General features: G+C 61.0%; 18 protein-coding genes and 2 tRNA genes. 15 read left to right on the forward strand and 5 right to left on the reverse strand.

All coding sequences use genetic code 11. The annotated features are described in order from the left end of the window. The gene (gene trxB / locus GEV02_RS11620) at positions 1-954 is read right to left on the reverse strand and encodes a thioredoxin-disulfide reductase (protein WP_152838153.1); all 954 of its coding nucleotides are present in this window, start codon (positions 952-954) and stop codon (positions 1-3) included. 184 nt (positions 955-1,138) lie between these two features. Between trxB and GEV02_RS11625 the strand changes: the two genes are divergently transcribed. The 5 genes from GEV02_RS11625 to GEV02_RS11645 all read left to right on the forward strand — a co-directional run bounded on the left by GEV02_RS11625 (position 1,139) and on the right by GEV02_RS11645 (position 8,122). Continuing rightward, on the forward strand, positions 1,139-3,496 hold the full coding sequence (locus GEV02_RS11625; RefSeq protein WP_152838154.1) for a DNA translocase FtsK: 2,358 nt from the start codon (positions 1,139-1,141) through the stop codon (positions 3,494-3,496). 15 nt (positions 3,497-3,511) lie between these two features. Then, positions 3,512-4,144 (forward strand): outer membrane lipoprotein chaperone LolA, encoded by a 633-nt coding sequence (gene lolA, locus GEV02_RS11630; RefSeq protein WP_152807434.1) that lies wholly within the window; start codon positions 3,512-3,514, stop codon positions 4,142-4,144. A gap of 74 nt (positions 4,145-4,218) precedes the next feature. Then, on the forward strand, positions 4,219-5,523 hold the full coding sequence (locus GEV02_RS11635; RefSeq protein WP_328595791.1) for a replication-associated recombination protein A: 1,305 nt from the start codon (positions 4,219-4,221) through the stop codon (positions 5,521-5,523). Positions 5,524-5,625: 102 nt separating this feature from the next. Then, positions 5,626-7,248, forward strand: coding sequence for a diguanylate cyclase domain-containing protein (locus GEV02_RS11640; protein WP_152838155.1), 1,623 nt, complete (start codon positions 5,626-5,628; stop codon positions 7,246-7,248). A 40-nt stretch (positions 7,249-7,288) separates the two neighbouring features. After that, on the forward strand, positions 7,289-8,122 hold the full coding sequence (locus tag GEV02_RS11645) for an alpha/beta fold hydrolase (protein ID WP_152838156.1): 834 nt from the start codon (positions 7,289-7,291) through the stop codon (positions 8,120-8,122). Positions 8,123-8,138: 16 nt separating this feature from the next. Here the strand turns inward: GEV02_RS11645 and GEV02_RS11650 are convergent, their stop codons facing one another. Both GEV02_RS11650 and GEV02_RS11655 read right to left on the reverse strand, forming a co-directional pair. Further along, positions 8,139-8,552, reverse strand: coding sequence for a hypothetical protein (locus GEV02_RS11650; RefSeq protein ID WP_152838157.1), 414 nt, complete (start codon positions 8,550-8,552; stop codon positions 8,139-8,141). Positions 8,553-8,618: 66 nt separating this feature from the next. Further along, positions 8,619-8,954: a DUF2917 domain-containing protein gene (locus GEV02_RS11655; RefSeq protein ID WP_152838158.1), complete on the reverse strand. Its 336-nt coding sequence runs from the start codon at positions 8,952-8,954 to the stop codon at positions 8,619-8,621. Positions 8,955-9,131: 177 nt separating this feature from the next. On the opposite strand from GEV02_RS11655, the gene GEV02_RS11660 reads away from it, so the two are divergent. The 7 genes from GEV02_RS11660 to GEV02_RS11695 all read left to right on the forward strand — a co-directional run bounded on the left by GEV02_RS11660 (position 9,132) and on the right by GEV02_RS11695 (position 15,886). Then, positions 9,132-10,583 carry an aminotransferase-like domain-containing protein gene (locus GEV02_RS11660; RefSeq protein ID WP_152838159.1) on the forward strand — a complete coding sequence of 484 codons (1,452 nt, stop codon included), beginning with the start codon at positions 9,132-9,134 and terminating at the stop codon, positions 10,581-10,583. A 165-nt stretch (positions 10,584-10,748) separates the two neighbouring features. Next, positions 10,749-10,946 carry a hypothetical protein gene (locus GEV02_RS11665; protein WP_152838160.1) on the forward strand — a complete coding sequence of 66 codons (198 nt, stop codon included), beginning with the start codon at positions 10,749-10,751 and terminating at the stop codon, positions 10,944-10,946. A gap of 1,165 nt (positions 10,947-12,111) precedes the next feature. Beyond that, positions 12,112-13,815 carry a group II intron reverse transcriptase/maturase gene (ltrA, locus tag GEV02_RS11675; RefSeq protein WP_152838162.1) on the forward strand — a complete coding sequence of 568 codons (1,704 nt, stop codon included), beginning with the start codon at positions 12,112-12,114 and terminating at the stop codon, positions 13,813-13,815. A gap of 114 nt (positions 13,816-13,929) precedes the next feature. Further along, positions 13,930-15,219 carry a serine--tRNA ligase gene (gene serS, locus GEV02_RS11680; protein ID WP_152838163.1) on the forward strand — a complete coding sequence of 430 codons (1,290 nt, stop codon included), beginning with the start codon at positions 13,930-13,932 and terminating at the stop codon, positions 15,217-15,219. Positions 15,220-15,285: 66 nt separating this feature from the next. After that, a tRNA-Ser gene (locus GEV02_RS11685) sits at positions 15,286-15,375 on the forward strand. Between the two features lie 31 nt (positions 15,376-15,406). Then, positions 15,407-15,496, forward strand: a tRNA-Ser gene (locus GEV02_RS11690). Positions 15,497-15,577: 81 nt separating this feature from the next. After that, positions 15,578-15,886 carry a PAAR domain-containing protein gene (locus tag GEV02_RS11695; RefSeq protein ID WP_235922747.1) on the forward strand — a complete coding sequence of 103 codons (309 nt, stop codon included), beginning with the start codon at positions 15,578-15,580 and terminating at the stop codon, positions 15,884-15,886. Here the strand turns inward: GEV02_RS11695 and GEV02_RS11700 are convergent. Continuing rightward, on the reverse strand, positions 15,883-16,392 hold the full coding sequence (locus tag GEV02_RS11700; RefSeq protein WP_152838164.1) for a UPF0149 family protein: 510 nt from the start codon (positions 16,390-16,392) through the stop codon (positions 15,883-15,885). The two genes, GEV02_RS11695 and GEV02_RS11700, sit on opposite strands and share 4 nt — an antisense overlap. A 120-nt stretch (positions 16,393-16,512) precedes the next feature. On the opposite strand from GEV02_RS11700, the gene GEV02_RS11705 reads away from it, so the two are divergent. Next, positions 16,513-17,025, forward strand: coding sequence for a hypothetical protein (locus tag GEV02_RS11705; protein ID WP_152838165.1), 513 nt, complete (start codon positions 16,513-16,515; stop codon positions 17,023-17,025). Between the two features lies 1 nt (position 17,026). On the opposite strand, the gene GEV02_RS32835 is transcribed toward GEV02_RS11705, so the two are convergent. Then, positions 17,027-17,176 carry a hypothetical protein gene (locus GEV02_RS32835; RefSeq protein WP_008447065.1) on the reverse strand — a complete coding sequence of 50 codons (150 nt, stop codon included), beginning with the start codon at positions 17,174-17,176 and terminating at the stop codon, positions 17,027-17,029. A 116-nt stretch (positions 17,177-17,292) separates the two neighbouring features. Here GEV02_RS32835 and GEV02_RS11710 point away from each other — a divergent pair, with 116 nt between their 5' ends. Together GEV02_RS11710 and GEV02_RS11715 are read left to right on the forward strand one after the other, a co-directional pair. Further along, a complete protein-coding gene (locus tag GEV02_RS11710; protein WP_152838166.1) occupies positions 17,293-18,021 on the forward strand; it encodes an SIMPL domain-containing protein in 729 nt (242 codons plus the stop codon). Positions 18,022-18,037: 16 nt separating this feature from the next. Next, positions 18,038-18,538, forward strand: coding sequence for a hypothetical protein (locus GEV02_RS11715; protein ID WP_152838167.1), 501 nt, complete (start codon positions 18,038-18,040; stop codon positions 18,536-18,538). The last annotated feature ends 531 nt before the right edge of the window (positions 18,539-19,069 follow it).

Raw genomic sequence — 19,069 nt, forward strand, 5'->3', positions numbered from 1 at the left:
TTACTCCTGGCCTTCCAGGTAGCGCTGGGCGTCCAGCGCGGCCATGCAGCCGGTGCCGGCGCTGGTGATGGCCTGGCGGTAGATGTGGTCCTGCACGTCGCCGGCGGCAAACACGCCCGGTACGCTGGTCGCGGTGGCCATGCCTTCGGTGCCGGTCTTGGTCTTGATGTAACCGTTGTGCATTTCCAACTGGCCTTCGAAGATGCCGGTGTTCGGCTTGTGGCCGATGGCGATGAACAGGCCGTGCACGGTCAGGTCGGTAACGGCGCCGTTGTCGGTCGATGCGATCTTGATGCCGGTGACACCGCTGTCGTCGCCCAGCACTTCCTGCAGCGTGTGGTTGTACTTGATGACGATCTTGCCTTCGGCGACCTTGGCGTTCAGGCGGTCGATCAGGATGGCTTCGGCGCGGAACTTGTCGCGGCGGTGGATCAGCGTCACTTTGGTGGCGATGTTGGACAGGTACAGCGCTTCCTCGACGGCGGTGTTGCCGCCGCCGACCACGGCCACTTCCTGGCCACGGTAGAAGAAGCCGTCGCAGGTGGCGCAGGCGGACACGCCTTTGCCCATAAAGGCTTGTTCCGACGGCAGGCCCAGGTACTGTGCCGAGGCGCCGGTCGAGATGATCAGCGTGTCGCAGGTGTATTCATGGCTGTCGCCGATCAGGCGGATCGGCTTTTCCTGCAGCTTGACGGTGTGGATGTGGTCGAACACGATGTCGGTATTGAAACGTTCCGCGTGTTGCAGGAAGCGTTGCATCAGGTCCGGGCCTTGCACGCCCATCGGGTCCGCAGGCCAGTTTTCCACGTCGGTGGTGGTCATCAGCTGGCCGCCTTGCTCGACGCCGGTAACCAGCATCGGCTTCAGATTGGCGCGGGCGGCATAGATGGCGGCGCTGTAACCGGCGGGGCCGGAACCAAGGATCAAGACGCGGGCGTGTTTAGGAGTGGTCATGGGATGGCTTCTGTGTATGTTGAATTAGCAGGCAATGCAAGATTATAGTTCAAGCTGCGCATCAGGATGAATCGTCGGGCCAGTTGCAGCCCAGATGCCTTAGAATAGCCATATATAGATATTTCCTGACCGATAACATTGCAACACCTTTATACCTATGAGCAGTAAAAAAGTTCAGGAACGCATGCCGAAAGCTACTTCCGCCGGTTCTTCCGCCTACACCCGCACCCCGACCGAACGCCAGCCCTTGCCCAACCGGCTGGTGCGGCTGCTGTCGGAGGCGCGCTGGCTGGCGCTCGCCGTGCTGGGCCTGTATTTCGTGCTGATCCTGGTCAGCTACGACAAGATGGACCCGGGCTGGTCCCATGGCACGCTGGTGCCCAAAGTGCACAATCTGGGCGGGCGGGCTGGCGCCTGGCTGTCCGATCTGCTGTTGTACATCTTCGGCATTTCCGCCTGGTGGTGGGCATTCTACGTGCTGCGCATCGTCTGGCTCGGCTATCGCAGCCTGACGCAGAAATACGTGCTGTCGCGCGAGCCGGAGCCGGAACACGCGCAGGAACCCATCATCCGCACCATCGGCTTCCTGCTGCTGTTTGTCGGCAGCGTCGGGCTGGAATACCTGCGCATGTACACGCTGCATGTGCAGCTGCCGCGCGCGCCGGGCGGCGTGCTGGGGCAGTTGATCGGCCATTCGGCCCACGTCGCGTTCGGCTTTACCGGCGCCACGCTGCTGCTGTTGCTGATGTTCGGCCTGGGCCTGAGCCTGTTCTTCCACGTCTCGTGGCTGACGCTGGCCGAGCGCATCGGCGCCGGCATCGAGACGGTGATCGACTGGTTCATCCAGCGCTACCAGTACCGCGAAGACCGCCGCCAGGGCGAGGTCGCGGCCGTCAAGCGCGAGGAAGTGGTGGTCATCGAGCGCGCCAAGCACGTCGAGAAGCATCCGGTGGCGGCGCCGCCGGTCAAGATCGAGCCGCAGGTGGTCACGGTGGTCAAGTCCGAGCGCGTGGAGAAGGAGCGCCAGGCCAATCTGTTCCAGGATCTGAACGGCGACAACCGCTTGCCGGCCCTGTCCCTGCTGGACGAGGCGGCCGAGGTGCAGGAAACCGTGTCGATCGAAACGCTGGAATTCACCAGCCGCCTGATCGAGAAGAAGCTGTCCGACTTCGGCGTCGAAGCCAAGGTGGTGGCTGCCTATCCGGGTCCGGTCGTTACGCGTTACGAAATCGAACCGGCCACCGGCGTCAAGGGCAGCCAGATCGTCGGCCTGGCGCGCGACCTGGCGCGTTCGCTGTCGCTGACTTCGATCCGCGTGGTCGAGACCATTCCGGGCAAGAACTACATGGCGCTGGAACTGCCGAATCCGAAGCGCCAGATCGTGCGTTTGAGCGAGATCGTCGGTTCCAAGGTCTACAACGACAATCCATCGCCGCTGACCGTGGCGCTGGGCAAGGACATCGCCGGCAAGGCCGTGGTCGCCGACCTGGCCAAGATGCCGCACTTGCTGGTCGCGGGTACCACGGGTTCGGGTAAATCGGTGGGCATCAACGCCACCATCCTGTCGCTGCTGTACAAGTCCGATCCTGCCGATGTGCGCATGATCCTGATCGATCCGAAGATGCTGGAGATGTCGGTGTACGAAGGCATACCGCACCTGCTGGCGCCGGTCGTGACCGACATGCGCCAGGCTGGCCACGCGCTGAACTGGGCGGTCAATGAGATGGAGCGCCGCTACAAGCTGATGTCCAAGCTGGGCGTGCGTAACCTGGCCGGCTACAACGCCAAGATCGCCGAGGCGAAGAAGAAGGAAGAGCACATCCCGAATCCATTCAGCCTGACGCCGGATTCGCCGGAGCCGCTGGAAAAACTGCCGACCATCGTCATCATCATCGACGAGCTGGCCGACCTGATGATGGTCGTCGGCAAAAAGGTGGAAGAGCTGATCGCCCGTATCGCGCAGAAGGCCCGTGCGGCCGGCCTGCACTTGATTCTGGCGACACAGCGCCCATCTGTAGACGTGATTACCGGCCTCATCAAGGCCAACATTCCGACCCGTATCGCCTTCCAGGTGTCGTCGAAGATCGACTCGCGCACGATTCTGGACCAGATGGGGGCGGAAGCGCTGCTTGGCATGGGCGATATGCTGTACATGCCGCCGGGCACGGGCTTGCCGGTGCGGGTGCACGGCGCCTTCGTGTCGGATGACGAGGTGCACCGCGTGGTCAAGCACTTGAAGACCACCGGCGAGCCGGACTACATCGACGGCATCCTCGAAGGCGGTACGCTGGAGGGCGAGGGCGGCGGTGCATCCGGTGAGGCGGGCGAGGCGGGCGGCGAGGCCGATCCGATGTACGACCAGGCGGTGCAGGTGGTGTTGAAGAATCGCCGCGCATCGATCTCGCTGGTGCAGCGCCATCTGCGCATCGGCTACAACCGCGCGGCGCGCCTGCTGGAACAAATGGAAAATAGCGGAGTGGTCTCCGCGATGCAGTCGAACGGCAACCGCGACATTCTGGTGCCGGCTGCCAGTGCAGAATAAAAGAGGATAAACCGTATGATGCGTTTCAAGAATATCGTGGTGCTGGGCGCCGGCCTGCTGGCAGTGGCGTTCGCGCAGGCGAGCGCGCTGGAGCAGTTCAAGTCCTTCGTGGCTTCGACCAAGTCGGCCAAGGGCGAGTTCACCCAGAAGCAGATCAAGAACACCAACGGCGAAGCGCCCAAGGCCTCCAACACCGCCACCGGCACCTTTGTGTTCGCCCGTCCGGGCAAGTTCATCTGGACTTATGTGAAGCCTTACGACCAGGTGCTGCAAGCCGACGGCGACCAGCTGTTCATCTTCGACAAGGACTTGAACCAGGTCACGGTGAAGAAGCTGGGCGATGCGCTGGGCTCGTCGCCGGCCGCCATCCTGTTCGGCAGCAACGATCTGGAAAAGAATTTCACGCTGACCGAAGCTGGCACCAAGGACGGCCTGGAATGGATGAAGGCCGTGCCGAAAGCCAAGGACACCAGCTTCGAACAAATCACCATCGGCCTGCGCAATGGCTTGCCGGAAGCGATGGAGTTGAAGGACTCGTTCGGCCAGACCTCGGTGCTGTCGTTCCGCAAGATCGAAAAAAATCCTGCGCTGACTGCGACGAGTTTTAAATTCGTCATGCCGAAGGGCGCCGACGTATTCAATAATTAAAGTCCGCCGAGCCGGGCGCCAACGCCGCAGCTGCGACGCTGCGGCGTTTTTCCATTTTTACGGGTTGACCTATCGTGGCTGATTTATTTACCACCGAACCACGCCAGCCGCTGGCCGAAGCCTTGCGGCCCAAGACGCTGGACGACGTCATCGGCCAGCGCCATCTGCTGGGGCCGGGCAAGCCGCTGCGCCTGGCGTTCGAGTCCGGCCAGCCGCATTCGATGATCCTGTGGGGGCCGCCGGGCGTGGGCAAGACCACGCTGGCGCGGCTGACCGCCCATGCCTACGAATGCGAGTTCATCGCGCTGTCGGCCGTGTTCTCGGGTGTGAAGGATATCCGCGCCGCGATGGAGCAGGCCCAGCACAACCTGGACATGGGCAAGCATACGATCCTGTTCGTCGACGAGATCCACCGCTTCAATAAATCGCAGCAGGATGCCTTGCTGCCATACGCCGAGTCCGGCCTGGTGACGCTGATCGGCGCGACCACCGAGAATCCCTCGTTCGAAGTCAACTCGGCCTTGCTGTCGCGTTCGCAGGTCTATGTGCTGAAGTCCTTCGACGAGGCCGAGCTGCGCCAGCTGGTCGACAAGGCCCGCGCCAAGGTGTTGACGCATCTGGTGTTCGACGACGCCGCCATCGATACGCTGATCGGCTACGCCGACGGCGACGGCCGCCGCCTGCTCAATCTGCTGGAACAGACCAGCACGGCCGCCAACGCCGCCAAGACCAACCAGGTCACGCCCGAGTTTATCCAGAATGCGCTGACCCTGAACGCGCGCCGCTTCGACAAGGGCGGCGATAATTTCTACGACCAGATCTCGGCGCTGCACAAATCCGTGCGCGGCTCGAACCCGGACGCGGCCCTGTACTGGCTGTGCCGAATGCTGGACGGCGGCGCCGACGCCAAATACCTGTCGCGCCGCATCGTGCGCATGGCGTGGGAAGACATCGGCCTGGCCGATCCGCGCGCGATCCAGCTGGCCAACGACGCGGCCGCCACGTTCGAGCGCCTCGGTTCGCCGGAGGGCGATCTGGCGCTGGGGCAGGCGGTGATCTACCTGGCGATTGCCGCCAAGAGCAATGCGGGCTACAACGCTTTCAACGAGGCGATGGCCTTCGTCAAGAAGGACAAGTCGCGCGAAGTGCCGGTCCACCTGCGCAATGCGCCGACCAAGCTGATGAAGGAGCTGGGCTACGGCCACGAATACCGCTACGCCCACGACGAGCCGCATGCCTACGCGGCCGGCGAAACCTACTTCCCCGACGATATGCGCGAACCCGGCTGGTACCGGCCCGTGCCGCGCGGCCTGGAAAGCAAGGTCATCGACAAGCTGGCCTTCCTGCGCAAGCTGGACGAGGACGCCGGCAAGAGCTGAAACACCCGCTACTGTTGTTTCGCGGCAACGGGGTGGGCGCCATCGTAAATCGGCGTAAGATAGGGCTAACACATCGGACGGGATAACCTCCCGGGAGTTCGTATGCGGCCTTTTTTCGGGATGCTTTTAAGCTTCAAGTTTAAAATCACCTCCCTCGTGATCGCGCTGGTATTGGTGGCTGGCATAGGCGCCGGCGGCATCGCGCTGCTGATCGCCGAATCCGAGCTGCGCCAGGTGATCGCCCGCCAGGAGCTGTCGCTGCTGACCAGCGCGGCCGCTTTCATCGACAGCGACATCCAGGATAAACGCCAGCTGCTGAAATCGCTCACCGAGCAGATGCGGGGACGCGAGGTGACGCTGGGCGAGATCCAGGAGCTGGTGGAAGCGCACCAGACGCTGCGCGAAGAGTTCTTCAACGTCTCCGCCTTCGACGCTTCGGGCACGCTGGTGGCAAGCCTGCGCGACCGCAACGCCAAGCGCATCAACATCTCCGACCGCAAGTATTTTCAGGACACGCTGAGGCTGAAGGAGGGCGTGATCTCGGCGCCGTTCCGCAGCATACTGTCCGGCCGTCCGGTGGTCGTGCTGACGCAGCCGCTGCACGATGGCGAGGGCAAGATCATCGGCGTGCTGCTGGGCGCCATCGATTTGCAGCGGCCCTCGTTTTCTGCGCAGCTCGATGCGCTGCGTTCCAACTCGGCCGGTTATCTGTTCATCGTCACCGACAACGGCACCACCATCCACCACCCCAACCGCAGCCTGATCCTGGAGAAGGGCGACGACGGCCCCGGCACGATCGTCGAAGCCGCGCTGCGCAGTCCCGAGGGCTGGGAAGACGGCATCCTCGACGATGGCGAACCGGTGCTGCTGGTGCATAAGCATTTGCGCGAGGTGGACTGGACCGTCGCACTGTCCTATCCGGTGCTGAGCGCGTTCGCACCCATGCACAGCGTGCGGCTGCGGGCGTTTGTCGGCTCGGCCATCCTGACCGGGCTGGCCGGATTGTTCGGCTGGGTGATTACGAAGAAGCTGCTGCTGCCGCTGGGCCGGCTGCACCGCCATGTGGAAGACATCAGCGCCGGCCGCGCCGACATCACCGTGTTCGACGTCGACCGGGCCGACGAGTTCGGCCACCTGAGCCGGGCGTTCTATGCGCTGTCGCAGCGGCGGGAGCGGGCCGAGCAGGAGCTGCACCGCCTGGCCACCACCGACGTGCTGACCGGCCTGCACAACCGGCGCATGTTCGACGACTTCCTGCCGAAGGCGCTGGCGCGCGCCGCGCGCGCGGGCCAGCAGGTGGGGCTGGCCATCCTCGACATCGACCACTTCAAGGACATCAACGACACGCTGGGCCATGCGGCCGGCGACCAGGTGCTGGTCGAGTTTGCGCGCCGGCTGGTCGGCGCGGTACGCACCACGGACACGGTGGCCCGGCTGGCCGGCGACGAGTTCGTGATCGTGTTCGAGCAGCTGGCGACCAACACCGAGATCGATGTGCTGGGACGGAAAATCATCGACGCCATGCACCAGCCCTTCCTGGGCGGCGGCGCGCAGCGCGCGGTGACGGCCAGCATAGGCATCGCGCTGACGACCAGCCCGACCGTCACGGTCGACGAGATCATGCGCGCCGCCGACCAGGCGCTGTACGGCGTCAAGGCCGCCGGCCGCAACGGCTTTGCCGTCAACCACGTCGGCGCCGAGCGCGTGCTGCGGGCGCGGGGATGATGTAAGATGAAGGATTGACGAGGCGGCTTAGAGGAAGAAAATGCAGCAGGTAACAAAGGTCGATGGCATCGAAGTCTATAGCGAAGGCGAGGGCACGGAGACCATCGTCATGATCCACGGCTGGCCCGACACCTACCGCGTGTGGGACGCCCAGGTCGAGGAACTCAAGCATCGTTACCGTTGCGTGCGCTTCACGCTGCCGGGCTTCGACGTCACCAAGCCGCGCCGCGCCTACTCGCTGGATGCCACCATCCGCATCATTTCCTACATCGTCAACAGCGTGAACCAGAAGCAGAAGGTGATCCTGATGCTGCACGACTGGGGCTGCATGTTCGGCTACGAATACTATATGCGCAACAAGCAGGCGGTGTCGGCCATCATCGGCGTCGACATCGGCGATGCGCAGTCGAAGGCGGTGCGCAGCTCGCGCAGCCTGTCGCAGAAAATGATGGTCAAGGGCTACCAGAGCACGCTGGCGCTGGCCTGGGCGATCGGCGGGCCGATCGGCAATATGATGACGCGCTCGATGGCGCGCATGCTCAAAGTGCCGTCGCCGTCGGAATTCATCAGCGTCAAGATGAACTTCCCCTACTACATCATGGCGGCCGGCGAGGCCGGTTCCTACCGTTCGATGGTGCCCTTCGTGCCCAAGGTGCCGGTGCTGTTCATCTATGGCGTGCGCAAACCTTTCATGTTCCATTCCGACAGCTGGGCCGAGAAGCTGGCGGCGAAGGAGGGCTGCAAGGTGGTGGCCTTCGATACCGACCACTGGCCTATGCTGCGCCAGCCCGAGCGCTTCAATGAGGTGGTGCTGGACTGGCTGGTGAAGCCGGCCGACAACGACGAGGCCGCCGAGCAGGACGCGGCGGCCTGATCCCGCACCGGGCCGGTCAGCGCAGCTTGATCGGCTTCAGATAGGGCGCGAACGGCGGCGCCGGCAGCTGCACCGAGGCGTAGGCCTGGCGGAAGCACTCGGCCTTGCTGTTTTCCACATCGGTGGTGCTGCGGATGACTTTGCCGCTGGCGTCCAGCGTCAGCACGATCACCACCGGATACTTGGACTTGTCGTGGCAGTTGCCGCGCTCGTCGAGCTTGTTCGTGTTGTTGAAGTTGATCGACACGTCCTCGTACTTGCTGGCCTTGTCGTTCGGGAACTGGGCATTGAATTTCGCCATCTCGGTGGCGAAAGCCGGATTGGCCGGCGGCGGTGCTTCGTCCTTGGCCGCGCCACCCATGGTCGAGCAGCCGGCTGCCATCAGCATGACGGCGCCAGCGGCGCCGATTTTCAGGAATGTGGTTTTCAAAAGTCTCTCCTCGTGGTCTGTACTGTTGACGCATCGTACATAGTCCGAGGATAGCGTGGCGCACGATTAGTTGCGTAGGAGAAATCCTACACTCTGCAGCGTCGAAGCGAACTTGCGCTGCAAGGCGGCCCAGCCGTGCGGCACTTTGGTATCGGCCGGCAAGCGCACGTGCACCGTGCCGGCGCCGGCCGCGTCGATCAGCATCAGGCCGTCGTTCGGCACTTCGAAGCGCTGCCCCTGGCGCAGCATGAAATCGGTGTACTCCCCGTAGGCGGTGATCCAGGCGGTGCCGGACAGGCATTCGATCTGGCGGCCCGCCGCGCCGGCGATGCGCAGTGGATGGTTGGCCGTCAGGCGGTATTCCGCCTGGTCCTGTGTCAACGCCAGTAATTCCGGTTTCATTGCTGCCTCCTGCTGTGGTGAGTCGTGCAGCCAGAATACGCAGCGGCGGCCGACCATAACAGACGCAACAAATCGAAATTGTCACCGTGACAGTGCGGTATTGGCTAAACTGTTATGGTCGAAATTTTCACTTGCTGTACCTGTCGCGGCGTAGCGGGGGCGGGGCACAATCGCACTATGTCCAATCAACTGAACCTGTACGAGCACCTGGCCAACGAACTGGGCGGGCTGATCGCCAGCCGCGTGTTCGCGCCCGGCGACCGCCTGCCGTCGATCCGCCACCTGGCGCAGCAGAAGCGGCTGTCGGTCAGCACGGTGATGCAGGCGCTGCGGCTGATGGAGGACCGCGGCCTGGTCGACGCCAAGCCGCAGGCGGGCTACTACGTGCGCCATCGCGCGCGCATGTCGGCGGTGATGACGCATACCGAGCATTTGCAGGAGCCGGCCTTTGTCGGCATCAACAACCTGCTGATGCGCGTGCTGAAGGCCAACGAGGATCCCGGTCTGGTGCAGATGGGCTCGGCCTGGCCGCTGCAGGAACTGCTGCCGATGAAGCGCATGCAGAAAACCGTGGCCGCCGTGGCCCGGCGCGATCCGGGCTTGCTGAGCACGGTCAGCTGCTACGACACCAACTATCCGGAATTCGCCCGCCAGATCGCCCGCCGCGCGCTGGACTGGGGCCATCTGGAGTTGAACGAGATCGTCGTCACCGGTTCGTGCACCGAGGCGCTGAGCCTGTGCCTGCGCGCCGTGGCCAAGGCCGGCGACACCATCGCCATCGAATCGGCGACGTACTTCGTGCTGCTGCAACTGATCGAGTCGCTGGGCATGAAGGCGCTGGAGATACCCACCCATCCTAAGACCGGGCCGTCGATCGACGCGCTGGAGCTGGCCATGAACGCCGGCCTGGTGCAGGCCGTGCTGCTGATCCCGAACGCCAACAATCCGCTGGGCTGCATCATGCCGGAGGCGAACAAGCAGCGGCTGGCCAAGCTGCTGTCGCAGCACGATATTCCGCTGATCGAGGACGATGTCTACGGCGACCTGTGCTTCACGCCGCAGCGGCCGTGGCCGGTCAAGGCTTACGACACCAGCGGCCATGTGATGCTGTGCTCGTCGTTTTCCAAGGCCATCAGCCCCGGTTCGCGGGTCGGCTATGTGGTGGCGGGGCGCTACGCACAGGATATCGTGGTGCAGAAGATGATCTCCAGCGGCGCCACCAGCCATTTCTTCCAGGCCGTGCTGGCCGACTTCCTGACCGGCAGCGCCTACGAGAACCAGCTGCGCAAGATGCGGCGCGCGCTGTCGCAGCGCATCGCCCGCATGTCGGACGCGATCTGCGAGAGCTTCCCGCACCAGTGCACGGTGTCGGAGCCGCAGGGCGGCTTCGTGGTCTGGGTCGGCCTGCCCGAGCATGTCGATGCGCTGGCCCTGCATGGCGACGCCGTGGCCGCCGGCGTGGCCTTGATGCCGGGTCAGCTGTTCTCCGCCACGGGCAAGTTCCGCAACTATCTGCGCCTCAACTGCGGCAACCCCTGGGGGCTGCGCACCGAAGGCGCCATCGCCACGCTGGGCGAGCTGGTGCACCGCCATGCCGACCAGCCGGTCGCGCTGCGCAGCGCCGCCTGACGCCGCCGTTCTCCGCCCGTTTCCCACCCGTTTTTTGCACTTCAGCCGCCGTTTCGGACGCTTCGTCGCATCCCGATGGCGACGTGTAGGGCCTTTAGGTACAGTACAACCATACCAAGCAGCGTTACAAAAGAACGCGAAACCAACCACCTGAAGGAGTACATCATGAACATCGCTAAAAACATGGAAATCATCTTCGTCGCCGCTACCGTACTGGCCGCCGCCACGACCTTCGCCACCGCAGCCGACGCCACCGTCGCACCGGTCGCCCCAGCCGCCAAAGTCGCCGTGTCGACCGCCAAGATGCAAGTCGTCACCGTGACCGCCAAGCGCCTGAGCGCCGCCGAAAAAGCCGCACTGTAATCGCCGCAGCCGGCGGGCTGCTCAAAACTCGCAGGGAAGTGGCATCCTCTTGGTACAATTGACGTTTTCGGTGCGACATCGTGTCGCGCTCAGAGCAGCTGGGACTCTTGCAGTATTCCAAGCCTTTGAAGATGTCACGTGGATGCGTGTAAGTCCCTGATTTTCCGGGGAGTTGTGAAGTAGGATCGTCTGCAATGCTGAGATGATCTAAGCATAATTTACTTCACGGAACAGATGAGGATCGAAGTAGTTGCATGTCTTCCCGCAACCTCGATTGGGAGTCTGTCTGATTTTTAGCCCGACCCGGGTTAAAAGTGATGCGTTGCGGTGACAACGTAAGCGATTTATACAACTGCTTACAACTTTCCTTTTGTCACCTCTGTCACCTTCAAAGTAGGACCTGATGGATTTTCCTTCTGGTCCAAAGATTCAGAGCGCAAAGCTCTGCAATGCCTTGTCGTGCTCCACCAAGCCAGTATTCGGCTCGGCAGATGCCACGACCGGATGTACGACCATTCGTAGCCTACTCAAGCATGCGTCGCTGGTAACGGCGGGGTATGAAGCCTTGAGGACAATGATCCCCGATTTCATCGGTACTGAATTTGCGTGAGCAATTTCGGCAGAGACTGTTAGCAGCGTGACGGTTGAGGAGCTAGGCTAGTGCCGCATGGGTAACCCAAGTGAACTGTCGTTTGAACCTTCGTGACAATTGAAAGGCCCAAGCTGCTGTTGGCCTTAACCAAATGGTGTGTAGCGGGATGCTTCCGTCGAAACAGGGAGCACGTCGTCAATATGCTACCGGAGGATAGGCAGGCCCTAAACGGCTAGATGCGAAGCACTTGATCGCGTCGGCATTGCCGGGAACGTGGTAAACCCGATAATTCGCCTCACCATCCAGGTTATCGGGTGACGGCAAGTGAACCGCAAGGCGAGCTGATGAGTTAGCGGGCAGAGGAGGATGGAAAAAGCGAAGGCCGTTCTGTAATGGCGCGGATAGGGATTCAAAATTTGTCCCAACCTGAAAGGGTGCAGACTTCCATCTGGTGAAATAGTCGTGCAACGACTGTATCGATTTTAATAGTTCTTAACTGCCCCGAAGGGAACGCAAACTGCCCTTCGGGGGAGGCCTGCGTCCTTGGAGGGTATCTACTATCCGAGGTTCAGCATGGAAACGACTGATCGCAGCATGATTGGTTCTGCGTCCTCGCACATTCCGACGGACTGGTTCGCCATCGATTGGCGACGCGTGCAACAGAATGTGAGAGTCATGCAGATTCGGTTAACGAAGGCAACACAGGAAGGCGACTGGCGCAGGGTGAAAGCCTTGCAGAGGTCGCTGACCCGCTCGTTTAGCGCGAAAGCGCTGGCAGTCAAGCGAGTGACGGAGAATCAAGGCAAACGGACGGCGGGAGTCGACCGTGAACTATGGGGAACGGCGCAGCAGAAATTTGCTGCAATCGCCCGGTTGAAGAAGCAAGGTTATCGGCCCTTGCCATTGCGGAGGGTGTTCATTCCCAAATCAAATGGAAAGATGCGCCCGTTGGGCATCCCGACCATGCGTGATAGGGCTATGCAGGCGTTGTATCTGCTCGCACTGGATCCGATTTTGGAAACGCTGAGCGATCCGAACTCTTACGGGTTCAGGAAAAATCGCTCAACTGCCGACGCCATGTCCCAGATATTCGTGAAAATGTCCATGAAGGTTTCGGCCCAATGGGTGCTGGACGCTGATATCGAAGGATTCTTCGACAACATCAATCATAACTGGATGCTCGACAACGTCTGTATGGATAGGTCGATACTCCGGAAATGGTTGAAAAGCGGTGTCGTTGATCGAGCGCAGTTATTGGCAACGACGGCCGGAACGCCGCAAGGGGGGATTATTTCCCCCGCCTTGGCAAACTGGACGCTGAATGGATTGGAATCCCAGCTCATCGAGCATCTGAACGCGAAATGGGGTGTGACGAAGGTCCGTGGGTTCAAAGTTGGTGTCATACGGTATGCGGATGATTTTGTGGTGACGGGAGCTTCACAAGAGTTCCTGGAAACTGAAATCAGACCCTGGGTGGAAGCATTCCTCGCGCAACGGGGACTGCGTCTGGCTCAGTCCAAAACCAAGATCGTGCACATTGACGAGGGCTTTGACTTTCTCGGATGGAACTTCCGCAAATACTCTGGGAAGTTGCTGATCAAGCCTAGTAAGAAAAACGTTAAGACGTTCTATGAAAAGCTCAGAGATGTCGTTGGCAGCAATCTCGGTTTGAAACAGGCGGACTTGATTCGCCTGCTCAATCCGATATTGCGGGGATGGGCGCAGTATCACTGTCCCGTGGTGGCGAAGGAGGCGTTCACGCGCATCGATGGCTTGCTGTTTTGGCGATTGATGCGTTGGGCGAAACGCAGGCATCCGAGCAAGAACATGGGCTGGATACGCCAGAAGTATTGGCATTCGGTCGATGCGCGAAGTTGGGTGTTTGCAGCTGAAGTGTATGATGAAAATGGCAACGGTGAATTGAAGGAGTTGTACTCGTTAGCGCGTACACCCATCAAGCGTCACAAGAAAATCGTCGGGAAGTATCACCCCTACGACCCATATTGGGAAAAATATGGAGAGACTCTTCGGCAGGAGCGCATGCTGGATAAGATGCGATACCGCAAGGAATGGGTTAAACTATACGTTTGCCAACGTGGCATGTGCGCGTTGTGCGGGTGCGAGATGGATGTCGAGACGGGATGGCACGACCACCACATAGTTTATCGTGTGGCCGGCGGGACTGACGTTCTCGGAAATCGCGTACTCCTGCACCCCGCTTGTCATACCCAAGTTCATAGCCTTGGCTTGAAACTTGTGAAACCGGCTTCTGAATAGAAGCTTTTTATTTTGCTTGAGCCGTGTGCTGCGAAAGTAGCAAGCACGGTTCTTAGGGGGGAGGGATGCCGGAAACGGCTCCTTCCTACCCTCCATACAACGGCACTTGTTCCCATGATTGATATCCAACTTCTCCGTAAAGATATAGCCAACGTCGCAGCGCGCCTGGCGACCCGCAAGTTCCAGCTCGACGTGGAGGCGTTCAACGCCCTCGAAGCGGAACGCAAAGCGATCCAGATGCGCACCGAAGAGCTGCAGGGCAAGCGTAACTCGCAGTCCAAGCTGATCGGCATGATGAAGGGCAAGGGCGAAGACACCACCGCCCTGATGGCGGAAGTGGCCGGTCTGGGCGACGAGCTCAAGGCCAACGAGACGGCACTGGCCGCCTTGCAGGCCAAGCTGGGCGATTTCGTACAGGCGATCCCGAATCTGCCGCACGAATCGGTCCCGGTAGGCACGGACGAAAGCGGCAACGTGGAAGTGCGCAAAGTGGGCACCCCGCGCAGCTTCGAATTCGAAGTAAAAGATCACGTCGATGTCGGCTCCCCGCTGGGCCTGGATTTCGATGTGGCGACCAAGCTGACCGGCTCGCGCTTCTCGGTCATGAAAGGCGGCATCGCCCGTCTGCACCGCGCACTGGCGCAGTTCATGCTGAACACCCACACCGACGAGCACGGCTACACCGAGTGCTACACCCCTTACATGGTCAACGCCGATTCGCTGCGCGGCACCGGCCAGCTGCCGAAGTTTGAAGCCGATCTGTTCTCGGTGAAAAAAGGCGGTGCGGAAGGCGAGGGCGAGAACTTCTACCTGATCCCGACTTCGGAAGTCACGCTGACCAACATCGTGCGCGACGAGATCGTGGCGGCCGACGCGCTGCCGCTGAAGATGACCGCGCACACACCATGCTTCCGCTCGGAAGCGGGCAGCTACGGCCGCGACACCCGCGGCATGATCCGCCAGCACCAGTTCGACAAGGTCGAGATGGTGCAGGTCGTGCATCCGGACACCTCGTATGCCGTGCTGGACGAAATGGTCGGCCATGCGGAAACCATCTTGCAGCGTCTGGGCCTGCCGTACCGCGTGATGTCGCTGTGCACCGGCGACATGGGCTTCGGCGCTACCAAGACCTACGACCTGGAAGTATGGCTGCCGGCGCAGAACACCTATCGTGAAATCTCGTCGCTGTCGAACTGCGAAGCCTTCCAGGCCCGCCGCATGCAGGCGCGCTTCCGCAATGCCCAGGGCAAGCCGGAACTGCTGCACACGCTGAACGGCTCGGGCCTGGCGGTGGGCCGCACGCTGGTCGCCGTGCTGGAAAATTACCAGCAGGCGGACGGCTCGGTGGAGATCCCGCCGGTGCTGCGTCCGTACATGGGTGGATTAACTCATCTGAAGGCGTAAATACTCCTTCCATTTTCCCAGCGGCCTGCTATAATCTTGCCTTCTCGCAGCAGCAGGTGGGAAAACGGAGAGGTGGCAGAGTGGTCGAATGTACTTGACTCGAAATCAAGCGTAGGGGCGACCCTACCGTGGGTTCGAATCCCACCCTCTCCGCCACAAAACGCTGCTGTAAGAAAATGTACCACCAGGAGAGGTGGCAGAGTGGTCGAATGTACTTGACTCGAAATCAAGCGTAGGGGCGACCCTACCGTGGGTTCGAATCCCACCCTCTCCGCCACGAATAGCAGTAGAAAAAAAAGCTTCCGGGAGGAGGCTTTTTTTTCGTCCGCGTTTTCCATAGCGTGCGACGTGGCGAAAAATGCAATGCTATGATCGCGCCAATGAATTCATGCGAGGCGATATGGGCGGCAAGGCGATCATCAGGCTGGGGGACAAGACCTCACACAACGGCACCGTGCTGGAAGGCCATCAGGACGTGATCGTCATGGGCAAGCCGGCCGCCGGCGTTGGCCACAAGGTGTCGTGCCCGAAATGCCCCGGCACGCACACCATCGTCGAAGGCGCGGTCACGCACACCATCATGGGCATCAGCACCGCGGTGGAGGGCATGAAGACCTCCTGCGGCGCCACGCTGGTCGCCTCCCAGCAGACCGATACGATAGGCTAGGCGTCAGCGCAGCACTTCTTGTACTTCTTGCCGCTGCCGCAAGGGCAGGGATCGTTGCGGCCGACTTTCGGGCCTTTGGGCGGATGCCAGTAGGCGTTGATCTGGATGACCGACGGCGTGACGGCGTCTTCCCAATCGTCGCCTTGATGCTGGAACGGCGCCAGCCATTCCGGATGGCTGGCTTGCAGCGGCGCCCAGGCGGACGCATGGGCCTGCACGCCGGCCATGAAGCCGTCGCACCATTGCTCCGCGCCCCAGCTGCCGCCGCATTCGTAGATCGGCTCGAAGCTGCCCGGATCCTTGTTCATCCAGGTTTGCATGTAGTGGTAGTGGCGCAGCGCCAGCGGCTCGGCGGCCGGATTCTTCAGCGCTGCAGGCAGCCAGCTTTCCGGCGCCGGCGCGCCCGGGCCGATGACCATGGCCGTCAGGAAGCCTTCCAGCCAGGACACGTCCTGCAGCGCGTCCAGCGCATCGTATTCGTCGTCGTTCAGTGGTGTGTGCTGCATGGTCTGGCCCTCGTTGCTGTATGAGCCGACATTCTACGCATCAATCATGTGGGCAGGTTTGTGACTTTAGCAATATGATGCGCTTCAGCACCATCCAATACCCACATACAAGGAGCAGAAATGAGACTGATGAAAACGCTGGCCGCAGCCGGCCTGATGATGACCGCCCTGTGTACCCAGGCGGCGCCCACCGCCGTGCCCGACACCGCCCAGGTCAAGGCCGCGCACGATCTGCTGGTGGCGATGCAGGCCGAGAAAATGGTACGCACCACCGCCGGCATGAGCAAATACCCGAGCCCGGCCCAGCGCGAGCTGATGATGGCCAAGCTCGACAAGCTGCCCAATGAAACCGTCTACACCCGGCTGGCGCTGCCGGTGGCGCGTCTGCTGAGCACCGCCACGGCGGTCGAGATGACCCGCTACTACCAGTCCAGCTATGGCCAGAAAGTACTGAACCAGACCTACAACGGCCCGCCGCGCCTGTATCCTGCCGACCCGGTCCCGACCGCCAAGGAAAAGACGGAACTGAAGCAGCCGGCATTTGTCAAAGCCAACCAGGAGTTCAAGGCCGCCGAACAGGCCATCCACCACGAAGCCTTCGTGCTGATTGGCGAGATCAATAAGGGTAAATAGTTTATTTCGTTTTCGGCGGCTCGGGCGTGAGCTTGGGCGTCTCGACGATCAGCACATGCTTGTCGACGGCGCCCGACTTTTCCTGCTTGACCACCTGTACGGCGACGGGCCGGTTGTCGTGCACCGACCTCGGACGCATTGGAGCCAGCATGTTTATCCCCTGTTGATTATTGTTGGAGTGGCAAATGGGGATAGGGCCGCTTTTTGCAAGTTGTCAAATAGTAAAAAGTGTTGGATACTCCAATCTTTCCCTATTGAGGATGTCCGATGTTGAAGAAGCTCGCTTTTGCCTTGGCCTTGCTGCCGTTCGCCGCCCACGCGTCCAACCTGCCTGAATATCCCTTCATTCACGTCGCCGGCGAAGGCTATCTGCGGCTGATGCCTGACATGGGCGAGATCGATTTCGACATCAGCGCCTACGACGCCGACACCAACGCCGCCGTGGCCGTGGTGCAGGCGCGGGTGGCGGAAATCCAGGCGCTGCTGGCCGAGCAGGGCGGCGATGCCGGCGCGGAGACCGAAGCCGAGGCTTCCTTCGCCGACATGCGCAAGGAAATGCGCAAGCCGGCCAATCCCGATCCGAACGCCGCGCCAGACTACGAGATCCGCAGCGCGGTGCACATCGTAGTGCGCGATCTGACCAAATGGCGCGCAGTCATGCTGGGCCTGCTGGGCAAGCCGAATATCGACCACATGAGCACCAGCTTCGGCAAGAGCGACCGTCTCAAGGTTGAGGCCGAACTGACGGCCACTGCGATCAAGGATGCGCAGCGCCGCGCCGAGAATCTGGCGACCGGCCTGGGCAAGAAAGTGGGCGCCGTCACGGCCATCACCAACGGCCAGCTGCGCAACCTGACCAACGCCGTCGGCCTGCTGCCGACCGATATGTACAACAACCGCCGCGGCAGCAACGCCAAGGCGGGCGAGAAGGATTTCCTGACGATCCAGTCGCTGCAATGGTCGCAGACCGTGGACGTTATCTACCGCATCAAATAAGCAGGAAGGGAAGCGCATGTTGATCGTCAAATTCGTGATGGTGGTTCTGTTGGGCCTGTGCTCGCTGGCGTCGGCCCAGGATGTGTTGCTGGTCGGCCATGTGCAGAGGGTTATTCTGCAGCCGTCGGGGACCGAGAATTGTCCGCCGCCTTGTCCTGCCGAGGTGCTGGTTGAGGTGACCGGCCTGCGCGCCATCTGCATTTATAACGGTGGAGGGTGCGAGACTATGGAGGTCAAGCCCGATCACGTCTATCGCGGCGATGCGGGCCGTGAGATATGGCAATTCAAGTCCCGCGTCGGCGAATGGGGGGCGAGTTTCCCTGTGACCGAACAGGCGATCGTCGTCAGCCAGGAGGGCGGCTCCGTTTCCTGGTCGTTGGCGACCGAGCGGGATGGCAAGCTGTTCATCGACCCCAAGCGCCTGCGCAGCATAGGCGGGGTACCGACCTCGATAGGGGGCACAGAAGAACTGGTGGCGCTGGACGACGTATTGGCCCGCCTGGGTGGGGGGCGCTGACTTGGAAGCGCAGGTGGCATAGGCTCCTGCTGGCCAAAAAAGCCGTCATTCTGAGCGCAGACTTTGTGAAAAATGAGGACGAAGAACCTATAGTGAACATTCTACTTTCGCTTTGTATAGGATTTTTCTCTATCATAGTGTGGATAGTGTTTGGATCCTCAACTAGATTGGATTACTCCGTCATTATGAATGCTGCCGTCCTGCCTGCGTTTTTAATCGGATTTTTCAGCACTCGCAAAATTGGTTACCTCTTAATTGCACCAACAGTAAGCTGCTTATGCATTCTGTCCCCGCCGTGGCTTGTGATGCATAAATCCCAATGGGGGGGAGGGTGCTGAGGTATTCTTCTATGCCCTCGTTCTTACCCCCGGCTATTTTCTTCTCTACCTTGGGGCATCATTATTCGGGTACTTCTTGAGATCACTAACCAGCAGAAGCTCAACGCGGACTTAGCTGGCATCAGCTGTGGATTCATCCGGGCGATCGCGCCGAAGTCGAATCTGGTTTTATTGCAAGCGACTTATGAGAAAA

Origin of the sequence: Rugamonas aquatica (assembly GCF_009380215.1) — a bacterium.
Lineage (GTDB): Bacteria > Pseudomonadota > Gammaproteobacteria > Burkholderiales > Burkholderiaceae_D > Rugamonas > Rugamonas aquatica_B.

What these genes read in the sequence shown, in the direction of transcription:
- ltrA (WP_152838162.1), top strand. Translation starts at nt 12,112, where the DNA reads ATGGAAACGACTGATCGCAGCATGATTGGTTCTGCGTCCTCGCACATT.
- GEV02_RS11710 (WP_152838166.1), top strand. Translation starts at nt 17,293, where the DNA reads ATGTTGAAGAAGCTCGCTTTTGCCTTGGCCTTGCTGCCGTTCGCCGCC.
- GEV02_RS11660 (WP_152838159.1), top strand. Translation starts at nt 9,132, where the DNA reads ATGTCCAATCAACTGAACCTGTACGAGCACCTGGCCAACGAACTGGGC.
- GEV02_RS11705 (WP_152838165.1), top strand. Translation starts at nt 16,513, where the DNA reads ATGAGACTGATGAAAACGCTGGCCGCAGCCGGCCTGATGATGACCGCC.
- GEV02_RS11645 (WP_152838156.1), top strand. Translation starts at nt 7,289, where the DNA reads ATGCAGCAGGTAACAAAGGTCGATGGCATCGAAGTCTATAGCGAAGGC.
- GEV02_RS11625 (WP_152838154.1), top strand. Translation starts at nt 1,139, where the DNA reads ATGCCGAAAGCTACTTCCGCCGGTTCTTCCGCCTACACCCGCACCCCG.
- GEV02_RS11655 (WP_152838158.1), bottom strand. Translation starts at nt 8,954, where the DNA reads ATGAAACCGGAATTACTGGCGTTGACACAGGACCAGGCGGAATACCGC.
- GEV02_RS11640 (WP_152838155.1), top strand. Translation starts at nt 5,626, where the DNA reads ATGCGGCCTTTTTTCGGGATGCTTTTAAGCTTCAAGTTTAAAATCACC.
- GEV02_RS32835 (WP_008447065.1), bottom strand. Translation starts at nt 17,176, where the DNA reads ATGCTGGCTCCAATGCGTCCGAGGTCGGTGCACGACAACCGGCCCGTC.
- lolA (WP_152807434.1), top strand. Translation starts at nt 3,512, where the DNA reads ATGATGCGTTTCAAGAATATCGTGGTGCTGGGCGCCGGCCTGCTGGCA.
- serS (WP_152838163.1), top strand. Translation starts at nt 13,930, where the DNA reads ATGATTGATATCCAACTTCTCCGTAAAGATATAGCCAACGTCGCAGCG.
- GEV02_RS11700 (WP_152838164.1), bottom strand. Translation starts at nt 16,392, where the DNA reads ATGCAGCACACACCACTGAACGACGACGAATACGATGCGCTGGACGCG.
- GEV02_RS11665 (WP_152838160.1), top strand. Translation starts at nt 10,749, where the DNA reads ATGAACATCGCTAAAAACATGGAAATCATCTTCGTCGCCGCTACCGTA.
- trxB (WP_152838153.1), bottom strand. Translation starts at nt 954, where the DNA reads ATGACCACTCCTAAACACGCCCGCGTCTTGATCCTTGGTTCCGGCCCC.
- GEV02_RS11715 (WP_152838167.1), top strand. Translation starts at nt 18,038, where the DNA reads ATGTTGATCGTCAAATTCGTGATGGTGGTTCTGTTGGGCCTGTGCTCG.
- GEV02_RS11695 (WP_235922747.1), top strand. Translation starts at nt 15,578, where the DNA reads ATGCAATGCTATGATCGCGCCAATGAATTCATGCGAGGCGATATGGGC.